This is a genomic window from Nocardia sp. NPDC004068, assembly GCF_042874315.1.
In the GTDB taxonomy this organism is placed as follows: domain Bacteria; phylum Actinomycetota; class Actinomycetes; order Mycobacteriales; family Mycobacteriaceae; genus Nocardia.
In genome coordinates this window covers 193,763-216,489 of the sequence record NZ_JBIAMW010000002.1, presented here as the reverse complement: position 1 = coordinate 216,489, position 22,727 = coordinate 193,763, and the positions used below count along the sequence as shown (strand labels likewise).

Genomic DNA, 22,727 nt, shown 5'->3' with positions numbered 1-22,727 from the left:
CGACCGCGCCCCGGTTTCGGGACCGGGGCGCGGAAGGGTTTGGGCGGCGGGATTATTCGACGATGAGCAGGCTGCCGTTGGGGACCAGGGCGAGGCCGTTGGGGTCGACGCGGCCGATGACGGGGCCGGTGCAGTTGCGGCCCGCGTGCACCTCGACGACCTTGTCGGTCGTGTTGCCGACGGTGGTCTGGAACGAGTTGCCGGTATCGATGCAACCGGTCGGGTTGTCGTACAGCTTGCCGTTGATGCTGACCGTGCCCTGCGCGGCCTGCGCCGTCCCGGCGCCCAGCACCCCGAATGCGCCGACCGCCACCACGGCGGCGGCGAATCCAGCGGTCCGAATCATGTGATCCTCCAGTCCAATTCGACGTCCCGACCGACGACAGGCTACTCGCGGCCGCGCCGGGCACCACACACCGGTCGCTCGAGCCGTCCGGAGCATGCTATCGGGTCGGCGGGTGGAATGCGGCCGATATCACGGGGGATCGACGAGTTTCGGCCATCGGGGCGCCGGGTATCCCATTCTGGTGGCTCTTCTCAGCCGTGCCGTCCTGCGGGGGGCCGAGGGGGTCTCGGGACCGCATGGATCGCTTGGTGGAGGCTAGGAGAAGAGGGTGGCGGTTGTACTCGTGCTGCGCGCACGCGGATTGGGTGATCTCCTCACCGCGGTCCCGGCTTTACGCGCGCTGCGCCGGGCCCGGCCCCGCGATCACATCGCGCTCGCCGCGCCGCTGCGGCTCGAGCCGATCGTGGATCTGATCGCGTCGATCGACGAGATGGTGCCGACCGCCGATCCGGAGAGCATGCGCTGGGACGGGGAGGCGCCCGCGCTCGCGGTCAATCTGCACAGCGGGGGCGCCGAGGGCATCGTGGAGTTGGCCCGCACCAATCCGGCGCGCATCCTCACCTACCGCAATCCGGCCTTCCCGGATCTCGAGGGTCCGGACTGGCAGCACGATATGCACGAGGTGGACCGCTGGTGCCATCTGCTCGAGTCGGACGGCATCGCGGCCGACCGCCGCAATCTCGGTCTGGTGCCGCCGGTTTCGACCACGAGTCATCGCGACTGCGTCGTCGTGCACGTCGGCGCCGGATCGCCCGCGCGACGCTGGCCGCCGGACCGGTTCGCCGCGGTGGTGCGGCATCTGCTGGTGCAGGGCCGCGAGGTGGTGCTCACCGGCGACGAATTCGAACGCGATATCGCGCTGTCGATCGCGGCGCGCGCCGGGCTGCCCACCCACCAGGTGCTCGCGGGTCGGCAGACCCTGCTCGAGGTGAGCGCGACGATCGCCGAGGCGGCCCTGGTGGTGTGTGGCGACACCGGAGTGGCCCATCTGGCAACGGCTTTCGGCACCCGCACGGTCCTGCTGTTCGGCCCGACGCCACCGAGCCGCGGGGGCCCACCGCCGCATCTGCTGAACCGGCATGTGGTGCTGTGGGCGGGACGGACCGGCGAGCATGATCAGCACTCCCCCGATCCCGGGCTGCTCGAGATCGAGGTGCCGGAGGTGATCGAGGCGGTCGACAAGCAGCTCAGCAAGCGGAGTTGGCCGGGGGCGGCGTTGGAGCGGCGGCGGTCGGCGTTTCGGCGGGTGGGGTGAGAAGGGGTTGGGGTAAGGGTTTCGGTGGCGGGCAGCGGCGTGAGGGGCCGTTGCCCGTGGTTGTTTGGGGTGAGGGGTGGCGGTGGGCTGGCTGTGGAGGGGGCGGCGCTCGCGGGTAGCGGTGGGGCATTCTGGGTCGGGGGTGTTCGAAATGTGCTTTCGCGCAGCGTGATTCGGGTGGATGGAGCCGAACTGGCATGTCGCGTTCGTGGGCCGAGTAGGCGCGTGGTGGAGGCCGCGTGGCGAGGGGGTGACTGCTGAGGCGGCAGTGGGTCGAGGCGCGACGATGGGAGCGGCGTTGGCGAGGGTGAGGAGGGTGGGGCGATGAGTGCACCCAGGCAGGGCGCGGCGCTGCCGGGCTGCTCGCGCTGCGCGTACTCGACCAAGGATTGAGCACGGGCAAGGTGGGCGGAGTCGCGGGAACTCATCAGGCACGGCGTGGTTGATTCCAGCGCGGGCGCTCACGGTGGGCTGAGGGGCTCGACCAGGCCGGGCGGCGGGATCGAGGGGCCGAGCGCGCGTGGGGGCCGCGATCAGGTTCCGCCGTTCAGTGGGCCGAGGCGGGAAGGGTGTTGCGGGGACCTCGGTCAGGTGGGTGTAAACGGATTCCGTGCGGTCGAGGCGTGGTCAGGGTTCGGGGCTGGTGGATTCGGCGTGGGTCAGGGCGGCGGAGTAGGAGGCCAGGGCGGAGGGCCAGAACTGGTCGAGGTAGTCGCGGGCGGCGGCCAGGCCGCGGGGGTCGAGGGAGTAGAGGCGGCGGGTGCCTTCGGGGCGGACGAGGACGAGGCGGGCCTCTCGGAGGACGCGCAGGTGTTGGGAGACGGCCGAGGGGGTGATGCCGAGGGTGGTGGCCAGGTCGGTGACCGAGCGAGGGGTGGATGGGAGGGCCTCGAAGATGGCTCGGCGGGTGGGGTCTGCGAGGGCGGATAGGGCTTGGGTACCGTTAGTGGCCACTTAAGTAGTCTGTGGGTTAGCCAGGGTGGGGTCAAGGTCTCTTTTGCCGGTTTGCGTAGGGCGATTTACCTGGCAGTTCGTCCGTCTCTACGCGGCTGCTGGTCGATCTGGTGGTGCGTAGTGCCCGGCTGTGATGGTCACGACAGGATTACGGTCCTCGGGTTTGGCTGTCGTAGCTTTCCCTGCATGCCCGTGACCGTTTCGTTACCAACGCGGCGGGCCCGGCGCGCCGCGCAGGCCGTGGCGATGACCGCGGTTGTCGGCGCGTCGATCGCCACGCTGGGAGCCGCCGACCGCCACGGCTCCGGCTCCGCGCCCGGACTGGCCGCCGTCGCCCGCTCGCTGGAGACCGCTCCCGCCGCGCCCGCACCCCTTGCCGTCGAGCCCGTCGTGGCGCGGCCGCAGCCCGCCCCCGCCGACGACGGCCCCTGGCTCGAGGCGAAGGCCGCCCGCGAGATCAAGCGCACGGTCCGCCCGGTGGCGGGCGTACTCACCTCCGGCTTCGGCATGCGCTGGGGCGCGCTGCACGGCGGCATCGACTTCGGCGATCCGATCGGCACACCCATCGCGGCCGTCACCGACGGGGTGGTCGTCGAGGCCGGCCCCGCCTCCGGCTTCGGCATGTGGGTCCGGGTGCGCCAGGACGACGGCACCATCGGCGTCTACGGCCACGTCAACGACATCCTCGCCACGCTCGGCCAACAGGTCCGCGCGGGCGACATCATCGCCACCGTCGGCAACCGCGGCTTCTCCACCGGCCCACACCTGCACTACGAGGTCTGGGCCGACGAGGGCGGCGCCAAACTCGACCCCCTCCCCTGGCTCCTCGCCCGCGGCCTCGAACTGGGCAGGCCCCAGGATTGATCCGTTTCGCGGGCCGATGAGGGGGCCCGCGAAAACCAGGCGGCTCCGCGGGTCGATGAGGGGCCCGCGGAACCCAGGCGACACCGCGGACCGACGAGAGGCCTGCGGAACCCAGGCCGCTTCGCGGACGAGTCAGGGGTTCGCGAAGCTCAGCCGCACCCCTTATTTGGATTCGCACCCCCTTCAGGGCCTTGCAGGGGGTGCGAATCCAAATAGAGGGTGCGGCTGGTACTGGGGTAGGGGGTGGGGGCAGCACTTTGGGGGGAGGTGGGGTTTGGGGTGGGGGTTTTAGCGTCGGGGCATGATCGGGATAACTGATGGGGCGGGGTTTGTTCGAGGGTGGCATCGGCCGTTGGGGTGGTTGGCCGTGGTCATGGGGGTGTTGGCCGGGTTTTGTTCGGTCGCAATGATTTTCGATGGGAGGATGCTGCTCGGGGAGTCGGTGTGGCTTAAGCCGTTGAAGTTCGGGGTGGCGTTCGCGTTGTATTCTGCGACGTTGGCGTGGTTGTTGTCGTTGCCGCACAAGGGGTCTCGGGTCACGTGGTGGTTGGGGACGGTGTTCGCGGTCACGGGGCTGGTGGATGTCGGGTTCATCGTGTTGCAGGCGGCGCGGGGGACGTTCAGTCATTTCAATATGGATGATGTCGACGGTGTCAATCGGATCGGGCAGGTGATCTTCACGTCCGGGGTGCCGGGGTTGTTCGTCGCCAATCTCGTTATCGCCGTGGTGGTTTCGTGGCAGCGGCTGATCGATCGGCCTACCGCTCGGGCCATCCACATGGGCCTGACGATCGCCGTTTTCGGTATGGCCCTCGCCTATCTGATGGGCGGCACCGGTTCCCAGTTGGTCCGCGACGCCGCGGGCCGGCCCGTCGAACTCGCCGCGGGCCATACGGTCCTCCCCCATTCCCTCCCCGTCCGGGACGATCTCCCGGGCCTTCCCGTCACCCACTGGAGCACGGTCGGCGGCGACCTCCGCGTCCCCCACTTCGCGGGGCTGCACGGCATCCAGGTCCTGCTCCTCGCCACCCTCACCCTCGGCTATCTCTCCCGCCGCCGTCCTTGGCTCACCGAGCGAGTCCGCGCCCGCCTGATCGGCATCCTCGGGCTCAGTTATCTGACCGCCGTGGCCCTCCTGCTCTGGCAGGCCCTCCGTGCCCAGCCGTTGATCCATCCCGATGCCCGGACGGCCACCGCTTTCGCGTGCTTGGCGCTCGCGTGGATCGCCGCGACGGGGGCCGTTGTGGGGTGGGCCCGCGGTCCTCGACTGCTCCGCAGTCGAGGACCAGAGAAGAGCCTTTGGCGAGAAACAGAGAAGGGCCTTCGCCGAGGAACAGAAGAGAGCGCCCGCCCAGGAACACAGGCGGGACTTCACCGAGGAACAGAAGAGAGTGGCCGCCGAGGAACGGAGGAGAGTGCTCGTCAAGGAATAGAGACGGGGCCTCGCCGAGGAACAGCGAAGAGTCTTCGAGGATCAGAGGAACGACTTCGCCGAGGAACTGAAACGGGGCCTCGCCGAGAGACAGAAGCGGCATCCTCCCCAGGGACACAGACGGAACCTGGCCATAGAGCAGAAACGGCACCTCTCCCGGGAACAGGAGAGGCACCTCCCCCAGGAACACAGACGGGACCTCGCCATAGAGCGGGAACGGGACCTCGCCGGAGGCTGGGGTCGAGGCTTCAGAGGACACCAGCGGCGGAGGATCGCGGGGTAATCGAGAATGGCTCGCCCAGCTGGATACAGCCCGGCCCGGACGGCGAGGTAGCGAATGTGATTCGCCCAGGGCGGTAAGGCGTAGGGTCGGGCTCCTTCGCGGCTGGGAGTCGCGGGAGGGGCTCGGTTCGGTCAGATGGCGTTCACGAAGGAGCCGTCAGTCAATACGGGCACGGTCGGGCTGGTGTCCAGTTCTGTGGCGATCGCGACGTCGGCGGCGAAGCCCGCGGCGACGAGTTCGCGGGCCGAGGCGCAGTCGCGGATCACGGCGGGGATGTCGTCGATGTGACGGTAGGCGGAGGCGGCGGCGTGGGCTTCCGGGGAGAGGGTCGTGGTGGTGTGGGTCAGGGCGGTGATGACGGCGGCGGCTCCTGCCTAGTCCTCGAGGGCGGGGCGGAGGCCGTGGGGGGCGGGCCAGTGTTCACCCGCCGCGATGATCGCCACGGGGTGGTCGGGGGTGGCCCAGCCTTGATCGCGGATCCAGTGGGCGACGGGGGTGGCGTTGCGGAGGCAGGCCGCTATCAGTGGAATGCCTTGTACCGCAGCGGAAATGGCGGAACCGTTGGGTGACGGGAGGACCAGGCGGGCGGGGGCGGGTGCCCGGCGGAGGGCGGCGGGTGAGAGGGACCAGGGGTGCTCGGGTGAGACGGCGGTGCGGCCGACGGCCAGTTCCGCGTCGTGGTCGGCGGCGAAACGGGCGGCGTCGGGGCCGCGCGACGGGTACGGGAGGACGCGGGTTCCGGCCTCCACCGCCACGGAAACCGTTGTGGTGAACGACAATACGTCGACCACCACGAGCGCGGCGCAGTGCGGGGCCAGCGCCCGGGCACCGGCCACGCCCCACTCGAACCGCACCCCGGCGGGGGCCTGGCTCGCCCAGGCGGGGAATTCGGTGTCGGCCATTGCCATTCGGAGCGCTCCTCACACGGGACAGACGAATCCGCCAGCGTACCGGCGACCCGTCAACGCAACCGCTCCGCGTCCTTCGTCAGCAGAACGAGCGTTTCGGTGAGCGCCGCCAGTTCCGTGTGGTCGGCGCCCTCGGCCACCGCCGTGGCCACATCCTCGGCGGCGCAGCGGGCGGCGAACCAGCGGTCGGCCAGGTCGGCGGCCTCCTGGGCGGAGAGGACGACGGCGTCTTCGGGGATGCCGGTGCCCTCCAGGTTCTTGCGGTGTTCGTAGGCGCGCTGGCGGCAGGACTGGCGGCAGTAGCGGCGGCGCCTGCCGATCTCGGATTCGGCGATCTCCCGTCCGCACCACGAACAGGACGACAGGTCACGACGCGGCATGAGGCGACACCTTAACGGCATCCGGCCCGCTACGGTGGCGGGCGCGCCGAAATTTCCGCACCCGCGCGAGAGCGACTAAAATGATGGGGTTGACCGTCGCCGGGAACTGTTATAGAGCACGGCGCGTTACACGACACGTAGAACGACGCCGACAGGCTAAGAGAGGACCGCACACCATGGCAGATCGCGTACTCCGAGGCAGCCGGCTCGGAGCGGTGAGCTACGAGACCGACCGCGACCACGACCTGGCGCCGCGTCGGGTGGCGCGGTACCGGACCGACAACGGCGAGGAGTTCGACGTTCCCTTCGCCGACGACGCCGAGATCCCCCCGACCTGGCTGTGCCGCAACGGCCAGGAGGGCGTGCTGATCGAGGGCACCACCCAGGAGCCCAAGAAGGTCAAGCCGCCGCGCACCCACTGGGACATGCTGCTCGAGCGCCGCTCCAAGGACGAGCTCGAGGAGCTGTTGCAGGAGCGTCTGGAGCTGCTCAAGACCCGCCGGGGCCGCGTCTAACGCACCCACGCCGAAGGGCCGCATCCGAGACGGATGCGGCCTTTCGCGTATCCGGGGCTAGTGGCTGGCCACCTTGCGGTACCGCAACAGCGCCAGCGGCACCGCGACCGCCAGGATCGCCAGCGAGCAGTACACCGAGTATTCGACGCAGTGCTCGGCCGCCCACCCGTGCGGCGGCACGAAACTCGGCGGCGCCCCGTTGTCGAACAGCTTGCGCCCGGCCGCGGCGACCGCCGTGATCGGATTCCACTCCGCGATCGTGCGCAGCGGACCCGGCAGCGTCTCGGCGGAGATGAACGCCGAGGAGATGAACGTCAACGGGAACAGCCAGATCAGTCCCGCGCTCTGCGCCACCTCCACACTCGGCGACAGAAGTCCGGTCAGCGCCCCCACCCAGCTCATGGCGAACGCGAACAGCAGGATCACCCCGAAAGCCAGTGCGGCATCGGCCAATCCGCCGTTGACGCGCCAGCCCACCACGTACCCGCAGCCCACCATGACCGCCAGCGCCAGCACGTTGACCACCAGATCCGACAGCGTGCGGCCCATCAGCACCGCCAGCCGCGACATCGGCAGCGTGCGCATCCGGTCGATGATGCCCTTGGACAGGTCGTTGGCGAGCCCGACGGTGGTGAACGCGGCGTTGAACGCGACGGTCTGGGTGAAGATGCCCGCGAGCAGGAACTCCCGATACTGGCTGCCGCCCAGCGAGGCCCCGAAGATGTAGGCGAACAGGAATACGAACATCAACGGCTGAATGGTCGCGGTCACCAGCAGCGTCGGCACCCGCAGAATAGTCAGCAGATTCCGGTAGGCGACGATCGCGCTGTCGCGAAACACCCTGACGGGCGCGGAAATCGGGCTCACCCGCGTCGAATACCCTTCGGCCGCCGGAGTTTCCGGCCGGTCGATCAGTTCCGCGGTCGTCACGACATGATCTCCTCTGCAACATCGTCGGTTTCGGGTTCGGCTGCCGCCGTGGGGGTTCCGGTCAGCGCCAGGAACACCTCGTCGAGGCTGGGCCGGTGCACGGTGGCGTCGACCACGCACACCCCGGCGTCGTCGAGTCGGCGCAACGCCTCGACCATCGTCCGGGAGCCGTCGCCCACCACGACGGACACCTCGTCGGTCCCGGCCTCGTGCGCGGGTTCGCCGACCCCGACCTGCGCGAGCACCGACATGGCCTGTTTCGGGTCCTGCCCGGCGGCCAGGGTGACGGTGAGGCGGTCACCGCCGATCGCGGTCTTGAGTTCGTCGGCCGAGCCGCGCGCGATCACCTTCCCGCGGTCGATCACGGTGATGCGGTCGGCGAGCAGGTCGGCCTCCTCCAGGTACTGGGTGGTGAGCAGCACCGTGGTGCCGTCGTCGACGAGATCGCCGATGACACGCCACATGTCGAGGCGCCCACGGGGATCCAGACCCGTCGTCGGCTCGTCGAGCACCACCACCGGCGGCCGCGCCACCAGCGCCCCGGCCAGGTCGAGCCGCCGGGCCATGCCGCCGGAGTAGGTGCCCGCCCGGCGGCCCGCGGCGTGGTCGAGGCCCAGCGCCGACAGCAGTTCGCCCGCGCGGGCCGCGGCCCGTTTGTGGTTCATCCCGTAGAGCCGGGCGACCATCCGCAGATTCTCGAAACCCGACAGGTTCGCGTCCACCGCCGCGTACTGGCCCGACAACCCGATGCGGGTGCGGGCGCGGGCCGGATCGCGCAGCACGTCGATCCCCGCCACCCGCACCGCGCCCCCGGTGGGCCGTAGCAGTGTGGTGACGATGCGCACCGTGGTGGTCTTGCCCGCGCCGTTGGGGCCGAGCAACCCCATGACGGTGCCGCGCGGGATCTCCAGGTCGATTCCGTCGAGGACACGAACCCGGCCGTAGTTCTTCACCAGGCCCGCGACCTCCACCGCCAGACTCACTTGATCTCCTTCGCTTGGTCGGCGCGGACGTCGTTGCCGCCCAGGTGTTCTCGCAGGACGGGTCCGATCACCGCGAGCGCCTCCGGCGTGGTCATGCCGGAGTGGCGGCACCGCACCTTCTGATCGTGGATCGCGCCGGTCACATACGGCTCCCAGGCCTGCGCGCACCGGGTGGGGTCGGCCCGGTTGATCTCGTCGTCGGCGGCGGTGAAGAACAACAGGTCGCCGTCGAAGACGCGGGGGTGGAAGCCGTGCGCGAGCACGGCGCCGTTGGCGTATCCGGTGTGCAGCCGTCGCAGATGCTCCACCGTCAGCGCCGCGAACGGTCCCGGCCGGTTGCGCAGCAGCTCCGCCGCGTCGGTCAGGGTCAGGCTCGGATCGACGGCGTGGTCGCCGCCGAGCAGATCGCTGCCGAATTCGCCGATGATGTCGGCGATTCCGGGCACGGCGTGGTCGAGCAGATCGTCGGAGAGCCGGTAGCTGTCCATCATGGCCAGCAGGGCCACCCGCTCCCCCGCCCGCTGCAACTGCACGGCGATCTCCTGGGCGATCAACCCGCCCAGCGACCAGCCGAGCAGATGATACGGCCCCTCCGGCTGCACCGACTTGATATGGGCCACATAGCTTTCGGCGGCCTCGACGATCGAGTCGTGCTCGACGCCGCCGGATACGTGCGGCGCCTGGAGGCCGTAGAGCGGACGGTCGGCGGGCAGGTGCGCGAGCAGACCCGAATAGCACCACGACAATCCGATCGCCGGATGCACGCAGAACAGCGGCGGCGTGGACGATCCGGCCGCGGACCGGATGGCCAGCATCGGCTCGAGCGCGGCCGCCAGCGCGTCACCGGTGCTGACGGCCAGTCGGCGCGCGATGGCGGCCGGGCTGGAGTCGCCGAACATCGCCTGCACCGGCAGATCGATGCCCGCCGAACGCAACTGGGACACCACCTTGGTCGCCAGCAGCGAGTTGCCGCCCAGTTCGAAGAAGCCGTCGTCGACGCCGACGGACTCGACGCCGAGCACCTCCGCGAACGCGGTGCACAGCGCCTCTTCCACCGGCGTCGACGGGGCCCGATACCCCGAACCGGCCCCGAACACCGGTTCGGGCAGCGCCTTGCGGTCGAGCTTGCCGACCGGCGTGAGCGGCACCGCGTTCAACAATGTGATCGATTGCGGCACCATGTAATTCGGCACCAACTCGGCCACGTGCGCGGTCAGCTCCGCGACCGTGACCTCGTGGCCGCGGTGCTGCTTCACGTACGCCACCAGGGCGGTCGCCCCCGCGGGGGTGGTGTGGCCGATGGTGGTGACGAATTCGACGGCGGGGTGGCGCGCGAGCGCGGCGTCGATCTCGCCGAGTTCGATGCGGAAGCCGCGGATCTTGACCTGATGGTCGGTGCGGCCCACGTACTCGAGGTCGCGGCGGCCGTCGCGGGCGACCCAGCGCACGAGATCGCCGGTGCGGTACATGCGGTCGCCCGGTTTGCCGTACGGGTTGGCCACGAATCGCTGCGCGGTCAGGCCCGGCCGGTGCAGATATCCGCGCGCCAGCGCCGCGCCCGCCAGGTACAGCTCGCCGGTCACCCCGGCCGGGGCCGGATGCAGCCGCGCGTCGAGCACGGTCGCGGCCACGCCCCGGATCGGGCCGCCGATGGTGATCGGCATACCGGGCCGGATGGGCTCGGAGATGGCGGTGACGATCGTGGTCTCGGTCGGCCCGTACACGTTGTGCAGGTCGCGGCCGATTCCCCAGCGGTTCACCAGTTCCGGGGGCAGCGCCTCGCCGCCGACCAGCACGTGCCGCAGCGCGGTGACCCCGGTCGGGTCGACCGTGCCGAGTGCGGCGGTGGTGATGAACGCGTGGGTGATCGCCTCCTCGATGAACACCCGGGCCAGCTCCGCGCCGCCGTACACCCCGGGCGGCGTGATCACCAGCGTCGCCGCCCCGCCCAGGGCCAGCAGCAGATCCAGCATGGCCGCGTCGAAACTCGGTGTGGCGAAATGCAGGACGCGACAGCCGGGCCGCACGTCGAAACGCCGCGCGGTCTCGGCGGCGAAGTTCGACAGGCCGCCGTGGGTGACGACCACGCCCTTGGGCACGCCGGTGGAACCGGAGGTGTAGATGACGTAGGCCGGATTGCCGATCCGCACCGGCAGCGGCCGTTCGTCGGCGGTGAGCGGCGCGTCGGAGGTGCGCAGCACCCGGCGGCGGAACGAGGGCGCGTCCAGCACCGTCCAGGTCGCGCCGTCGGGCATCCGCTCGCGGTGGCTCGACAGCGTGATGCCCAGCGTCGCACCGGAATCGGTGAGCATGTGCGCGATGCGGTGTTCGGGATAGGTCGGGTCGATCGGCACGAACGCCGCCCCGGCCTTGGCCACCGCGAGCGTCACCGCCACCGATTCGGCGGAGCGCGGAATGCCCACGGCCACCAGGGTTTCCGGGCCGACGCCGAGCGCGAGCAGCACCCGGGCCAGCCGGTTGGTCCAGCGGTCGAGCGCGTCGTAGGTGACCTGGGTGCCCTCGCTGCGCAGCGCGACGCCCTTCGGGTTCATCCGCAGCGCGGCCTCGAACACCTCGGCGAGGGTGACGGGCCGGTCGGCCGCCGCGCCGCGCACCGGGGCCAGGCTCGACCATTCCGCGCCGTCGAGCAGCTCCAGATCACCCACGGGCAGTGCGGGATTCGCCGCGGCGGCCGTGAGCAGGCGAACCAGCCGCGCGCCGAGTCCGGCGGCGGTGGTCTCGTCGAACAGGTCGCGGGCGAAGTTCACCGCCACGGTCATGCCGCCGGGTTCCCGTTCGGTGGTCCACGCCTCGGTGACGGTGAACTGGAGATCGAATTTCGCGATGCCCGGGTCGGCGTCGGCCGCCTCGATGCGCAGCTCCGGCAGTTCCAGCGCGCCCACCGGCTGGTTGCGCACCGACAGCATCACCTGGAACAGCGGGTGATGCGCCTGCGAGCGCGCCGGATTGAGCACCTCGACCAGCCGCTCGAACGGCACGTCCTGATGGTCGAACGCCGCCAGATCCGTCTCCCGCACCCCGTCGAGCAGTTCGGCGAACGACTGCCCGCCGTCGACCCGCGTCCGCAGGACGAGCGTGCCGACGAACATGCCGACGAGCCGATCCAGCGCCGGATGCCCGCGGCCCGCGGTGGGGGTGCCGACGGTGATGTCGCCGACCGCGGTGAGCCGGTGCAGCAGGGCCGCGAGGGCCGCGTGCAGGACCATGAACATGGTGACGCCGTGCCGCTGCGCGACCGCCTGCAACTCCCGGTGCGTGCGGGGGTCGATCTCCGCCTCGACGGTGCCGCCGCGGTAGCTCGGCGTCGGCGGGCGGGGGCGGTCGGCGGGCAGGGCCAGCAGTTCGGGGATGCCGTCCAGAGCCGTGCGCCAGTAGTCGAGCTGGCGGCTGATCACCGAGCCGGGGTCGTCCTCGCTGCCGAGCGAATCCCGTTGCCACAGCGTGTAATCGGCGTACTGCACGGGCAGTTCGTCCCACTGCGGCGCGGTTCCCGCCCGGTGTGCGGTGTAGGCGACGGCGAGGTCGGCGGCCAGCGGCTCGAGCGACCAGCCGTCCATGGCGATGTGATGCACGACCAGTACCAGCACGTGCTCGTCGGCGGCGAGCCGCAGCAGTCGCGCCCGCAGCGGGGCCGCGGTGGCGAGGTCGAATCCCGGTGCGGCGACGGCGTGGACGGCGTCGGGCACCTCGTCCTCGGTGACCTCGGCGACGGGCAGGTCGATCGCCGCCTCGGTGGGGCTCAGCACCCGCTGGAACGGTTCGCCCTCGAGTTCGCCGAAGACCGTGCGCAGCGTCTCGTGCCGTTCCTGGACCGCGTGCAGCGCGGCGCGCAGGGCCTCGCCGTCGAGTTCGCCGCGCAGCCGCAGCGCGACCGGCACGTTGTAGACCCCGGACAGGGCCGCGCCCGCGGTCTGGTTGAACCGGGCCAGGAACCACAGCCGCCGTTGCGCGGCCGACAACGGTACGCGCGGCGGGCGCGGGCGGCGACGCAGCCGGGGCGAGGTGTCGGTGCCGCCGCCGACCTCGAGCAGGGTGGCCAGTTCGGCGACGGTCGGCGCGGCGAAGACGGTGCGCACCTCGAGCCGGACGCCGGTGGCCGCGGCCAGCCGGGCCACCAATTGCGTTGCCAGCAGCGAGTTTCCGCCGACGGCGAAGAAGCTGTCGTCGGCGCCGACGCGATCCGCGCCGACCAGTTCGGCCATCACCTCGGCGACCAGGCGTTCGGCCTCCGAGTCCGGTTCGCGGGCGGCGGTGGTGAGCAGCCGCGGCCGCGGCAGGGCCGCGCGGTCCAGCTTGCCGACCGGGGTGAGCGGGATGTGGTCGAGTTCGGTGATGCTGGCGGGCACCATGTGCGCGGGCAGTTGCCGGGCGATGTGCGCGCGGAGCTGTTCGGCGTCGATCCCGGCCCGCGGATCGGCGGGCAGCGCGTAGGACACCAGCCGGTCCGTCCCGGCGATCTCGCGAACCTCGGTGTGCGCGAACCGGATCGCGGGGTGGGCGGCCAGCACCTCGTTGATCTCGCCCAGTTCGATGCGGAAGCCGCGCATCTTGACCTGCTGGTCGCCGCGCTCGAGGTAGACGAGTTCGCCGCGCTCGTTCCAGCGGACGATGTCGCCGGTGCGGTACATGCGGGTGCCCTCCGGACCGTACGGGTCCGCGACGAACCGGCCCGCGGTCAGTCCGGGTCGGTCCAGATATCCGCGCGCCAGCGCCTGGCCGCCCAGGTACAGCTCCCCCGCCACCCCGATCGGCACCGGGCGTAACCGCTCGTCGAGCACGACCACCCGCGCGCCGCGCACCGGAGTGCCGATCGTGATCTGCTCGCCGACGGCCAACTGCGGCGACACCGTGATGACCACGGTCGTCTCGGTGGGGCCATACCCGTTGAGCAGCAAGCGGTTCGGGGCCCAGCGGGCGACCAGTTCCGCGCTGAGCGCCTCGCCGCCCACCAGCAGCGACCGCAGGTGCGGCAGCGGCCAGCGCTCGTGGTCGATGGTGGCCAGCGCGGCGGGCGTCATGAAGGTGTGGGTGATCCGCTCGCGGTCCATCAGCGCGGCCAGCTCGTCGCCGCCGTAGATGTCGGTCGGGCAGATGACCATGGTCGCGCCCGCGCCGAGGGCCAGCAGCAGATCGAAGATCGCGGCGTCGAAGCTGGGCGTCGCGAAGTGCATGGTGCGCGCCTCGCGGTCGACCCGCATCCGGTCGCGGATCTCGTCGCCGAAATTCGACAGCCCGGCGTGGGTCACGGCCACGCCCTTGGGTTTTCCGGTGGAACCGGAGGTGTAGATGACGTACGCCAGATCCGTGGTCCACATGGTGCGCACCCGCTCGGCGTCGGTGACCGTGCTGTCCGACAATTCGTCGAGTTCGGCGGTCAGCTCCGGATCGTCGAGCAGCAGCCATTCGGTCGAGCGATCGTCGTCCGCCGCCGCGCGCAGCCCGGCCAGGTGCCGCGACAGCGACACCCCGGCCCGGCAGTCGGCGTCGGTGAGCATGTGGCGCTGCCGATCGACCGGGTAGTTCGGGTCGATGGGGACGAACGCCGCGCCCGCCTTGGCGATGGCGAGCATGGTCACGACCGATTCCACCGATCGGGTCAGACCCATCGCCACCCGGTCGCCGGGACCGAGGCCACGCCGGATCAGGGTGCGCGCCAGCCGGTTCGAGTACCGGTCGACCTCGCCGTAGGTGAGTTCGACCCCGCCGCTGCGGATGGCGGGGCGGTCCACGTTGAGATGCGCGGTGGCGGTGAAGTAGTTCGCCAGGCTGCACTGCGGGGTGGGCACCGGGCCGTACGCCGGGGTGAACAGCTCGCGCTCGATCTCGGTGCGGGCGTCGATGTCGCGCACCATGATCCGCGGATCGGCGGTGACCGCAGCGAGCACCGACACCAGCCGCTCGGCCAGCGTGGCCACGGTGTCGCGATCGAAAAGCTCGGCGGCGTAGACGAATTCGAACGGTCCCGTCGCGGGCACGCGCAGTTCGAGATCGAATTTGGCGGTGGCGATGTCGAGTTCGTCCGCGGTGAGCCGCAGCCCGGGCAGTTCCAAGGTGGGGGCCGGACCGTCCTGGACCGTCAGCGCCACCTGCACGAGCGGGTCGGCGCCGCCGCGGCCGAGTTCCTCCACGATGCGGTCGAACGGCAGGTCGGCGTGTGCCATGGCGGCCAGTTCGCCGTCGCGGTCGGCCCGAAGCTGTTCGGCGAAGCCGTGATCCGGGTCGACGTTCGAGCGCAGCACCAGCGTGTTGACGAACATGCCGACGAGGTCGTCGAGGCGGGTATCGGTGCGCCCGGCGATCGGCGTGCCGATCACGACGTCGCGCGTGCCGGTGACGATGCGCAGCAGGACCGCCAGCGCCGAACGCAGCACCATGAACCGGCTGACGCCCTCGGCGCGGGCCAACTCCTCGATGCGGCCCGTCAGCTCCTCGGGCACCGCGAGGGTGACGGTGCCGGCCCGCTGCGCCGGTTCGGCCGGGCGCGGCCGGTCGTAGGGCAGCGGCATGCGCGCGGGCAGGTCGGCCAGCGTCTCGCGCCAGAACGCGAGGCGTTCCGCGGCCGGACCGGTCGCGTCCCCGGTGTCGCCGAGGCAATCGTGTTGCCACAGCGCGTAATCCGCGTACTGCACGGGCAGCACCGTCCAGGCCGGGGCGGCTCCCCCGCGCCGCGCCGCGTAGGCGACGGCGAGGTCGCGGGTCAGCGGCGCCAGCGACCAGCCGTCGGCGGCGATGTGGTGCAGCACCATGCCGAGCCGGTGGGCGCGGGGGCCGGTGCGCAGCAACATCATTCGCACCGGCGGTTCGACGGTGAGATCGAAACCGCGCCGGGCGAATTCGCCCAGCAGCCGGTCGGCCTCGTCGTCGTCGACCGCGATCGGCTCCAGCGCGGGGACGCACGTCTCGAGGTCCAGCACGTCCTGGTGGGCCCCCGACCCGTCGGCGTCCTCGGGGAACACGGTGCGCAGCACCTCGTGTCGGTCGATGACGTCGGTCAGCGCGGCGCGCAACGCGGCCACGTCGAGGTCGCCGTCGACGCCGACGACGAAAGCGATGTTGTAGGCGCTGGATTCGGGCGAGTAGCGGTTGAGGAACCACAGGCGCCGCTGCGGCGGCGACAGCGGCACCCGCGCGGGGCGCGGGTCGTAGCGGACGAGCGCGGTGCGCCGGGCGCGCGGCGCGTCGGCCAGCCGGGCGGCGACCCCGGCGACGGTGGGGGCGTCGAAGATCTCCCGGACCGGAAGGTCGACGCCGCATTCGTCGTACAGGGCGGCGGCGAGCCGGGTGGCGAGCAACGAGTTGCCGCCCAGATCGAAGAAGCTGTCCTCCGCGCCCGGCACCGGATGTCCGAGCACGGTCTCGAAGACGCGGGCGACCCGATGTTCCAGTTCGGTCTCCGGCGCGCGCGACGGCCCGCTGCTGCCGAACACCGGTTCCGGCAACGACTTCCGGTCCAGTTTCCCCGACGGGCCGACCGGCACGCGGTCCAGCACGGTGATCGCGGCGGGCACCATGTAGCCGGGCAGCCGCTGCCGGGCGGTCGCCAGCACCGCGGCGGGATCGGTGCCCTCGTCGGCGGTGATGTAGGAGGCCAGGCGGGTGCTGCCGGGTTCGCCGGTGTGCACGACGGTGACGGCGAACCGGACGCCGGGATGGGCGCGCAGCACATGGTCGATCTCGCGCAGCTCGATCCGGAAGCCGCGAATCTTGACCTGGTCGTCGGCGCGGCCGAGGAACCGCAGCTGTCCGGCCGCGTCGGCGACCACGAGATCGCCGGTGCGGTACATGCGTTCGCCGCGGCGGCCGTGCGGGTTGGCCGGGAAGCGGGCCGCGGTCAGCCCGCGCCGTCCCAGATAGCCGCGCGCGAGGCCGGGCCCGGACAGGTACAGCTCGCCCGGCACGCCCGGCGGCACCGGGTGCAGGCGCGCGTCGAGCACGAACAGCCGCATCCCGCGCACGGGCAGGCCGATCGGCACCGGGCGGCCCGCGATCAGCGGCCCGGTCGCGGTGGCGGCGACCGTCGCCTCCGAGGGGCCGTACATGTTGTGCATGCGGTGGTTCGCGGTCCAGATCTGGACCAGTTCCTCCGGGCAGGCGTCGCCGCCGACGATCACCGCCTCCAGGTCGGCCAGGCCGTCCGGCGGCACCGTGCCCAGCGCGGCGGGGGTGACGAAGGCGTGGGTGATCCGCTCGGCGCGCAGCAGCGCCGCGAGTTCCGCGCCGCCGTACAGGCCCGCGGGGGCCACCACCACGGTCGCCCCGGCGGCGAAGCCAAGCAGCAGTTCCAGCACCGACGCGTCGAACGACGGCGACGAGAACAGCAGTGTCCGTGCGGAATCGGTGACGCCGAACAGATGCATCTGCTCGTGTGCCAGCGACGCCAGCCCGGCGTGGGTGACGACGACCGCCTTGGGCGTGCCGGTCGAACCGGAGGTGTAGATCAGGTACGCGGGGTGCGCGACGCGCAGCGGATGGTGCCGCTCGGCGTCGGTGACCGGGGTGATCGGGTAGCGCGCCGACTCCGCCGCCAGCTGGGCCGAGCCCATGAGCAGCCAGTCCACGTACTGCTTGCGGTGCCGCCCGCGCCGCACCGGCCAATCCGGCAGCGCCGCACGGCATGTCGCGTTGGTCAGGCCCAGCATCGCACCGGAGTCGGAGAGCATGTGCGCGATCCGGTCGGCCGGGTAGTCGGGATCGACCGGCACGTAGGCCGCGCCGGTCTTGGCGACCGCCCAGACCGCCAGGATCGATTCCAGGCCGCGCGGCAGCGCGATCGCCACCACCACCTCCGGCCCCGCGCCGTGCTCGATCAGCACGCGCGCCAGGCGATTCGAGCGCTCGTCGAGTTCGCGGTAGGTGGTGTCGCGGCCCTGGTAGCGCACCGCGACCGCGTCCGGGAGGCGCTCGGCGGTCTCGCTGAGCAGCCGGGCCAGGGTCACCGACGGTTCGCCGGGCGCGCCCGTGATGGGCACCAGCCGGCCGGTCTCCCGCACGTCGAGCAGGTCCAGATCGCCGACCGGGACGTCGGGCGCGGCGACGGCGGCGGTGAGCAACCGCACGAACCGGCCCGCGAGGGCCGACACCGTGGCGTCGTCGAAAACGTCGGTGGCGTAACCAAATTCGGCCGTGAACGGCCGGTCCTCGGGGTCAGCGGCGTCGGCGGGCACGGTGTCCTGCACGGTGAGTTGCAGATCGAATTTGGTGACCCCGACCGCCAGCGGCAGCACCCGCGCGGCCACGCCGGGCAGCTCGATGCTCAGTTCCGGGGTGCTCTCGTAGGACAGCATCACCTGGAACAGCGGGTGCCGCCCCGCGTCGCGGGCCGGGTTCACGACCTCCACCAGCCGTTCGAACGGCACATCGGAATTGGCGAAGGCGTTGAGGTCGGTTTCGCGGGCGCGGTCGAGCATTCGATCGAATCCGGCGGCGGGGTCGACGCGGGTGCGCAGCACGAGCGTGTTGACGAACATGCCGACCAGGTCGTCGAGCGCCGGATCGGACCGGCCGGCGATCGGGGTGCCGATCGCGATGTCGGTGCTGTTGCACAGCCGCGCGAGCAGGGTCGCCAGCGCCGCGTGCAACACCATGAAGGTGGACACGCCGCGCTCGGCGGCCAGCGCGGCGACAGCGCGCCGGGTCTGCGCCGGGATGGTGAACCGCACGCTCGCCCCGGCGGCGGTGCGTCGCGGCGGGCGCGGGCGGTCCATCGGCAGGTCGAGCTGATCGGGCAGGTCGGCCAGCGCGGACCGCCAGTAGGCGAGCTGGCGCGACAGCGCGCTCGCGGGATCGGTTTCGTCGCCGAGCAATTCACGCTGCCACAGAGCGAAGTCGGCGTACTGCACCGGCAGCGGCGCCCAGTCCGGCGCGTGGCCGCCCGCCCGCGCGGCGACCGCGGTCATCAGGTCACGAGCCAGCGGGGCCACCGACCAGCCGTCGCCGCAGATGTGGTGCAGCACCACCAGGAAGATGTACCGGTCGGGCCCGGTCGCGTACAGCGCCACCCGGATCGGGGCCTGGCTGCGCAGATCGAAACCGTACCCGGCGTATTCGGCGGCGAGGGCGAGCGCGTCGTCGTCGGTGGCGTCGATCGGGTCGAGCGTGAGCGGGATCTCCGCGGCGGGATGCACGACCTGGGTCGGGCCGTCGGCGGAGTCGGGGAAGGTGGTGCGCAGGCTCTCGTGCCGCTCGAGCACGTCGATCAGCCCGGCGCGCAACGCCTCTCGGTCCAGCGGTCCGGTCAACTCGACCGCGAGCGGCATGTTGTAGGCCGAGGCGTGCTCGGCGAACCGGTTCAGGATCCACAGCCGCTGCTGGGCCAGCGACAGCGGAATCCGTTCCGGCCGTGGGCCCGCCACGAGTTTCGGCGAGGAGGTGTCGGGGTTGTGTTCGTCCAGGCGGGCGGCGAGCGCGGCCACCGTCGAGGATTCGAACAGGTCGCGGATGGTGAGACCGGCGCCGAGGGCGGCGTTGATCCGCGCGACCGCGCGCGCCGCGGACAGCGAGTTGCCGCCGAGATCGAAGAAGCTGTCGGCCACATCGATCGCCTCGACGCCGAGCACCTCGGCGAAGACCGCGGCCAGGCGGCGTTCCACCTCGGTGCGCGGGGCGGCGGATCCGCGGTCGGTGCGCCGGGCCGCGAAACGCGGTGCGGGCAGCGCCTTCCGGTCGACCTTGCCGTTGGGGCTCAGCGGCAGTTCGTCGAGCACCAGCAGGTGAGCGGGGACCATGTAGCCGGGCAGTCGGCCGCGCAGCGCGGCGGTCAGTTCGGCGGTGTCGAGGGCGACGCCGGGAACGGCGACCACATACGCGACCAGTTCGTCGCCGCCGGGCGCGGCGTGCGCCACGCACACCGCGCGGGCCACCCGCGCGTCGGCCAGCAGGGCCGCCTCGATCTCGCCGAGTTCGATGCGCAGCCCGCGGATCTTGACCTGGAAGTCGCTGCGCCCCAGATATTCCAGCGCGCCGACGGGCTCGTCGCGCACCTGCCAGCGGACCAGATCGCCGGTGCGATACATCCGCTCCCCGGCCTCGAAGGGGTCGGCGACGAAGCGTTCGGCGCTGAGGCCGGGACGGCCGAGATAGCCGCGGGCCAGTTGGACACCGGCCAGATACAGTTCGCCGACCACGCCGGGCGGGACCGGGCGCAGCCGCTCGTCGAGGACGTAGACCCGGGTGTTCCACACGGGCGCGCCGATCGGCACCGTGTCCTGTTCGGGCGCGCACGGCCAATGGGTGACGTCCACCGCGGCCTCGGTCGGGCCGTACAGGTTGTGCAGCGCGGGGGCCGAATCGCCCAGCGCCGCATGGAAATCGCGCACGGTCGCCGCGGGCAGCGCCTCACCGCTGCAGAAGACCCGGCGCAGGCAGCCGCAGCCGCGCACATCGGTGTCGGTGACGAACACCGACAGCATCGAGGGCACGAAATGGGCCGTGGTGACGCCCTTCTCGGCGATCAGCGCGGCCAGGTACGCGGGGTCGCGGTGCCCGTCGGGGGCGGCGATCACCAGCCGCGCCCCGATCTGTAACGGCCAGAAGAACTCCCACACCGACACATCGAAGGTGGCGGGCGTCTTCTGCAACACCGCGTCGGTCGCGTCGAGCGGGTACTCGTGCTGCATCCAGCGCAGCCGGTTCACGATGGCGGCGTGGGAGACGCCCACGCCCTTGGGCTTTCCGGTGGAGCCGGAGGTGAAGATCACGTAGGCCAGGTGGTCGGGGCGCAGCGGTGCGCGCCGGTCGGCGTCGGTGATCGGATCGGCCGCGTGACCGGAGGCGTCGAGCGCATCTATGCCGACGCGCTCGACCCCGGCCGGGAGTCGGACCTCGTCGCGGGCGGCGGTGAGCACGCACAGCGGGCGCGCGGCGTCGAGGATGTGGGCGGTGCGTTCGGCGGGATGGTCGGGATCGATCGGCAGGTACGCCGCGCCCGCCTGGGTGATCGCGTACATGCCGACGAGCAGATCGATGCCGCGTCGAATCGCCAGGCCCACCACGGTATCCGGGCCCGCCCCCCGCGCGATCAGCGCGCGGGCGCAGCGGTTCGCGCGGGCGGCGAACTCGGCGTAGGTCAGGGTCTCGTCGCCGAATTCGAGTGCGACGGCATCGGGGCAGGCCGCGGCGCGGGTGGCGAACAGGTCGGCCAGCGTGCCCTCCTGGCGCGCGACCGCGGTCGAATTCCATTGCCGCAGTACCCGATCGCGTTCGGCGTCGGTGATGACGGGCAGTGCGGTGACGGCGGCGTCGGGGTCCCCGGCGAGGACGCGGCCCAGGTAATCGAGGAAACGGCCGTGGTGCGCGGCGACCTCGGCGGCGCCGTAGAGCTGGGGGTTGGCCTCGAAGTCGACGTGGATGCGGTTGCCCTCGCCGTTGTAGAGGTTGATCGACAGATCCTCCACCGGTCCGGTGGCCAGCACGTTGAGCGAGCCGACGAGGCCGCCGAAGCGCAGTTCGCTGTGGAACAGCATGATGTTGACCATCGGCCCGAAGAAGCCGCGGGCGTCGCGGGAGTAGCCGCAGTCGCGTCTGATGTCGTCGTGGCGGTACCGCTGATGCCGCAGCGCGCCCGTGATCTGCAATTCGGCGGTGCGCACCACCTGACGGAAGCTGGTGTCGTCGTCGAAGCGCACGCGGATGGGTACGACATTGGACACCACGCCCGCCGAACGCCGCAGGGCCACCGTGGTCCGCGCGGAGACCGGCAGGCTCAGCACCACGTCCGGATTGCCGGTGGCCGCCCGCGCGTAGCAGGCCAGCGCCGCCACCACCAATGCCGAAGGCTGCGTACCGAATTCGCTCGCGACCTCCGCCAGCCGGGCCTCGACCGCCTCGTCCAGCACGGCCGTGGCCAGGCGGCGGCCCGCGTCCGGCGTGCCGGCGGCGATCGCGGTGCCGGACAGGCTCATCGGCGCGCCGACGCCCGCGAGCTGTTCGAGCCAGTACTCGCGGTCGGCGCGGAAGCGGCTGGTGTCGCGGTAGCGGGACTCCTCGAGGTAGAGCTCGGCCAGCGGGGTCGCGCGGGAGGCCACCGGTTCGGTGCGCTGTTCCAGGGCCGTGTAGATCTCTGCCGTGCGCAGCAGCGCGTTCATCGCGCCGTAGCCGTCGATGACGATGTGATGCGCCCGCGCGTACCAGATGTAGTCCTGATCGCCGGTGCGCAGCACGACATTCGCGGTGAGCGGGTCGCGTTCCAGATCGATGGGGGTGGCCGCGTCGTCGGTCATCCAGCGCAGGGCGGCGGCGCGCGGATCGGCCTCGTGCCGCAGATCGATGCGTGCCCAGCCCGGTCGGCGCGCGGGATCGATCACCTGGTGCGGAACGCCGTCGATCTCCAGCAGGCGGACCTGGCCCACCTGGGATTCGGCGCCGAAACGTTCGATGGCGTAGAGCAATCGGCCCACGTCGAGATCGCCGTGGATCTCGACGTACTGCGCGATGGTGAGCGGCACGTCGGGCCGGATGCGCTGGGCGTACCAGAGAGCGGTCTGCGCGGGTGAGAGAGCGAAGGGCGGTGCTGAGAGTTCGCCGGAGGGGCGGTGGTCGACCCGATCCGTGGCCAATGAACTCATCAATCACTCCGTTTCTGCCGCCGTAGACGCATCTGCGCAAGCACCGCCACGGCCGGCGCGCGCAGCGCCGACCGTGATCGTGATTCACGTCCTATGATTCGGAGCATCGAGTCGGGCGGATCGGTAAGGTCCCCGACTTGTTTCGATTCGAACGACGTTGGCGGAGGCGATCTTCGAGAGGCTAACGAACCGCAACCGTCGATATCACAGGACGAAGATCAAGTAAACAGGCATGCTACGGCAGAAGCAAGTCACACGTTGGTAATTCAGCTAAGTTCGGGCAAACATTGCGAA

The 22,727-nt window shown here is 71.2% G+C and carries 9 protein-coding genes and 1 pseudogene; 3 read left to right on the top strand and 7 right to left on the bottom strand.

What is annotated here, in order from left to right; translation table 11 throughout:
- Positions 1-52: 52 nt before the first annotated feature.
- Positions 53-346: a hypothetical protein gene (locus ACFYTQ_RS05080; protein ID WP_387357350.1), complete on the bottom strand. Its 294-nt coding sequence runs from the start codon at positions 344-346 to the stop codon at positions 53-55.
- A 268-nt stretch (positions 347-614) separates the two neighbouring features.
- Between ACFYTQ_RS05080 and ACFYTQ_RS05075 the strand changes: the two genes are divergently transcribed.
- The gene (locus tag ACFYTQ_RS05075; protein ID WP_387357349.1) at positions 615-1,601 is read left to right on the top strand and encodes a glycosyltransferase family 9 protein; all 987 of its coding nucleotides are present in this window, start codon (positions 615-617) and stop codon (positions 1,599-1,601) included.
- Between the two features lie 627 nt (positions 1,602-2,228).
- Here ACFYTQ_RS05075 and ACFYTQ_RS05070 read toward each other — a convergent pair.
- Entirely contained in the window at positions 2,229-2,555 is a 327-nt protein-coding gene (locus ACFYTQ_RS05070) for an ArsR/SmtB family transcription factor (protein ID WP_387357348.1), read from the bottom strand.
- A 186-nt stretch (positions 2,556-2,741) separates the two neighbouring features.
- On the opposite strand from ACFYTQ_RS05070, the gene ACFYTQ_RS05065 reads away from it, so the two are divergent.
- Entirely contained in the window at positions 2,742-3,419 is a 678-nt protein-coding gene (locus ACFYTQ_RS05065) for a M23 family metallopeptidase (protein ID WP_387357347.1), read from the top strand.
- A gap of 1,846 nt (positions 3,420-5,265) precedes the next feature.
- Here ACFYTQ_RS05065 and ACFYTQ_RS05060 read toward each other — a convergent pair.
- Both ACFYTQ_RS05060 and ACFYTQ_RS05055 read right to left on the bottom strand, forming a co-directional pair.
- Positions 5,266-6,036, bottom strand: a pseudogene (locus ACFYTQ_RS05060) (2-phosphosulfolactate phosphatase).
- 59 nt (positions 6,037-6,095) lie between these two features.
- Entirely contained in the window at positions 6,096-6,422 is a 327-nt protein-coding gene (locus tag ACFYTQ_RS05055) for a hypothetical protein (protein ID WP_387357346.1), read from the bottom strand.
- Positions 6,423-6,598: 176 nt separating this feature from the next.
- Here ACFYTQ_RS05055 and ACFYTQ_RS05050 point away from each other — a divergent pair, with 176 nt between their 5' ends.
- Positions 6,599-6,937 (top strand): RNA polymerase-binding protein RbpA, encoded by a 339-nt coding sequence (locus ACFYTQ_RS05050; RefSeq protein ID WP_387357345.1) that lies wholly within the window; start codon positions 6,599-6,601, stop codon positions 6,935-6,937.
- Positions 6,938-6,994: 57 nt separating this feature from the next.
- Here ACFYTQ_RS05050 and ACFYTQ_RS05045 read toward each other — a convergent pair whose 3' ends face one another.
- The 3 genes from ACFYTQ_RS05045 to ACFYTQ_RS05035 form a co-directional block, all read right to left on the bottom strand.
- Complete coding sequence (locus ACFYTQ_RS05045; protein WP_387357938.1) at positions 6,995-7,777, bottom strand: ABC transporter permease; 783 nt, start codon at positions 7,775-7,777, stop codon at positions 6,995-6,997.
- An 86-nt stretch (positions 7,778-7,863) separates the two neighbouring features.
- Positions 7,864-8,850, bottom strand: a complete 987-nt coding sequence (locus ACFYTQ_RS05040; RefSeq protein ID WP_387357344.1) for an ATP-binding cassette domain-containing protein — start codon at positions 8,848-8,850, stop codon at positions 7,864-7,866.
- Complete coding sequence (locus ACFYTQ_RS05035; protein ID WP_387357343.1) at positions 8,847-22,433, bottom strand: amino acid adenylation domain-containing protein; 13,587 nt, start codon at positions 22,431-22,433, stop codon at positions 8,847-8,849. Before ACFYTQ_RS05035 ends, ACFYTQ_RS05040 begins: the two co-directional genes overlap by 4 nt.
- Positions 22,434-22,727 lie beyond the last annotated feature (294 nt).

Coding starts and splice junctions, on each gene's coding strand:
- ACFYTQ_RS05080 (WP_387357350.1), bottom strand. CDS start 346: ATGATTCGGACCGCTGGATTCGCCGCCGCCGTGGTGGCGGTCGGCGCA.
- ACFYTQ_RS05065 (WP_387357347.1), top strand. CDS start 2,742: ATGCCCGTGACCGTTTCGTTACCAACGCGGCGGGCCCGGCGCGCCGCG.
- ACFYTQ_RS05055 (WP_387357346.1), bottom strand. CDS start 6,422: ATGCCGCGTCGTGACCTGTCGTCCTGTTCGTGGTGCGGACGGGAGATC.
- ACFYTQ_RS05050 (WP_387357345.1), top strand. CDS start 6,599: ATGGCAGATCGCGTACTCCGAGGCAGCCGGCTCGGAGCGGTGAGCTAC.
- ACFYTQ_RS05035 (WP_387357343.1), bottom strand. CDS start 22,433: ATGAGTTCATTGGCCACGGATCGGGTCGACCACCGCCCCTCCGGCGAA.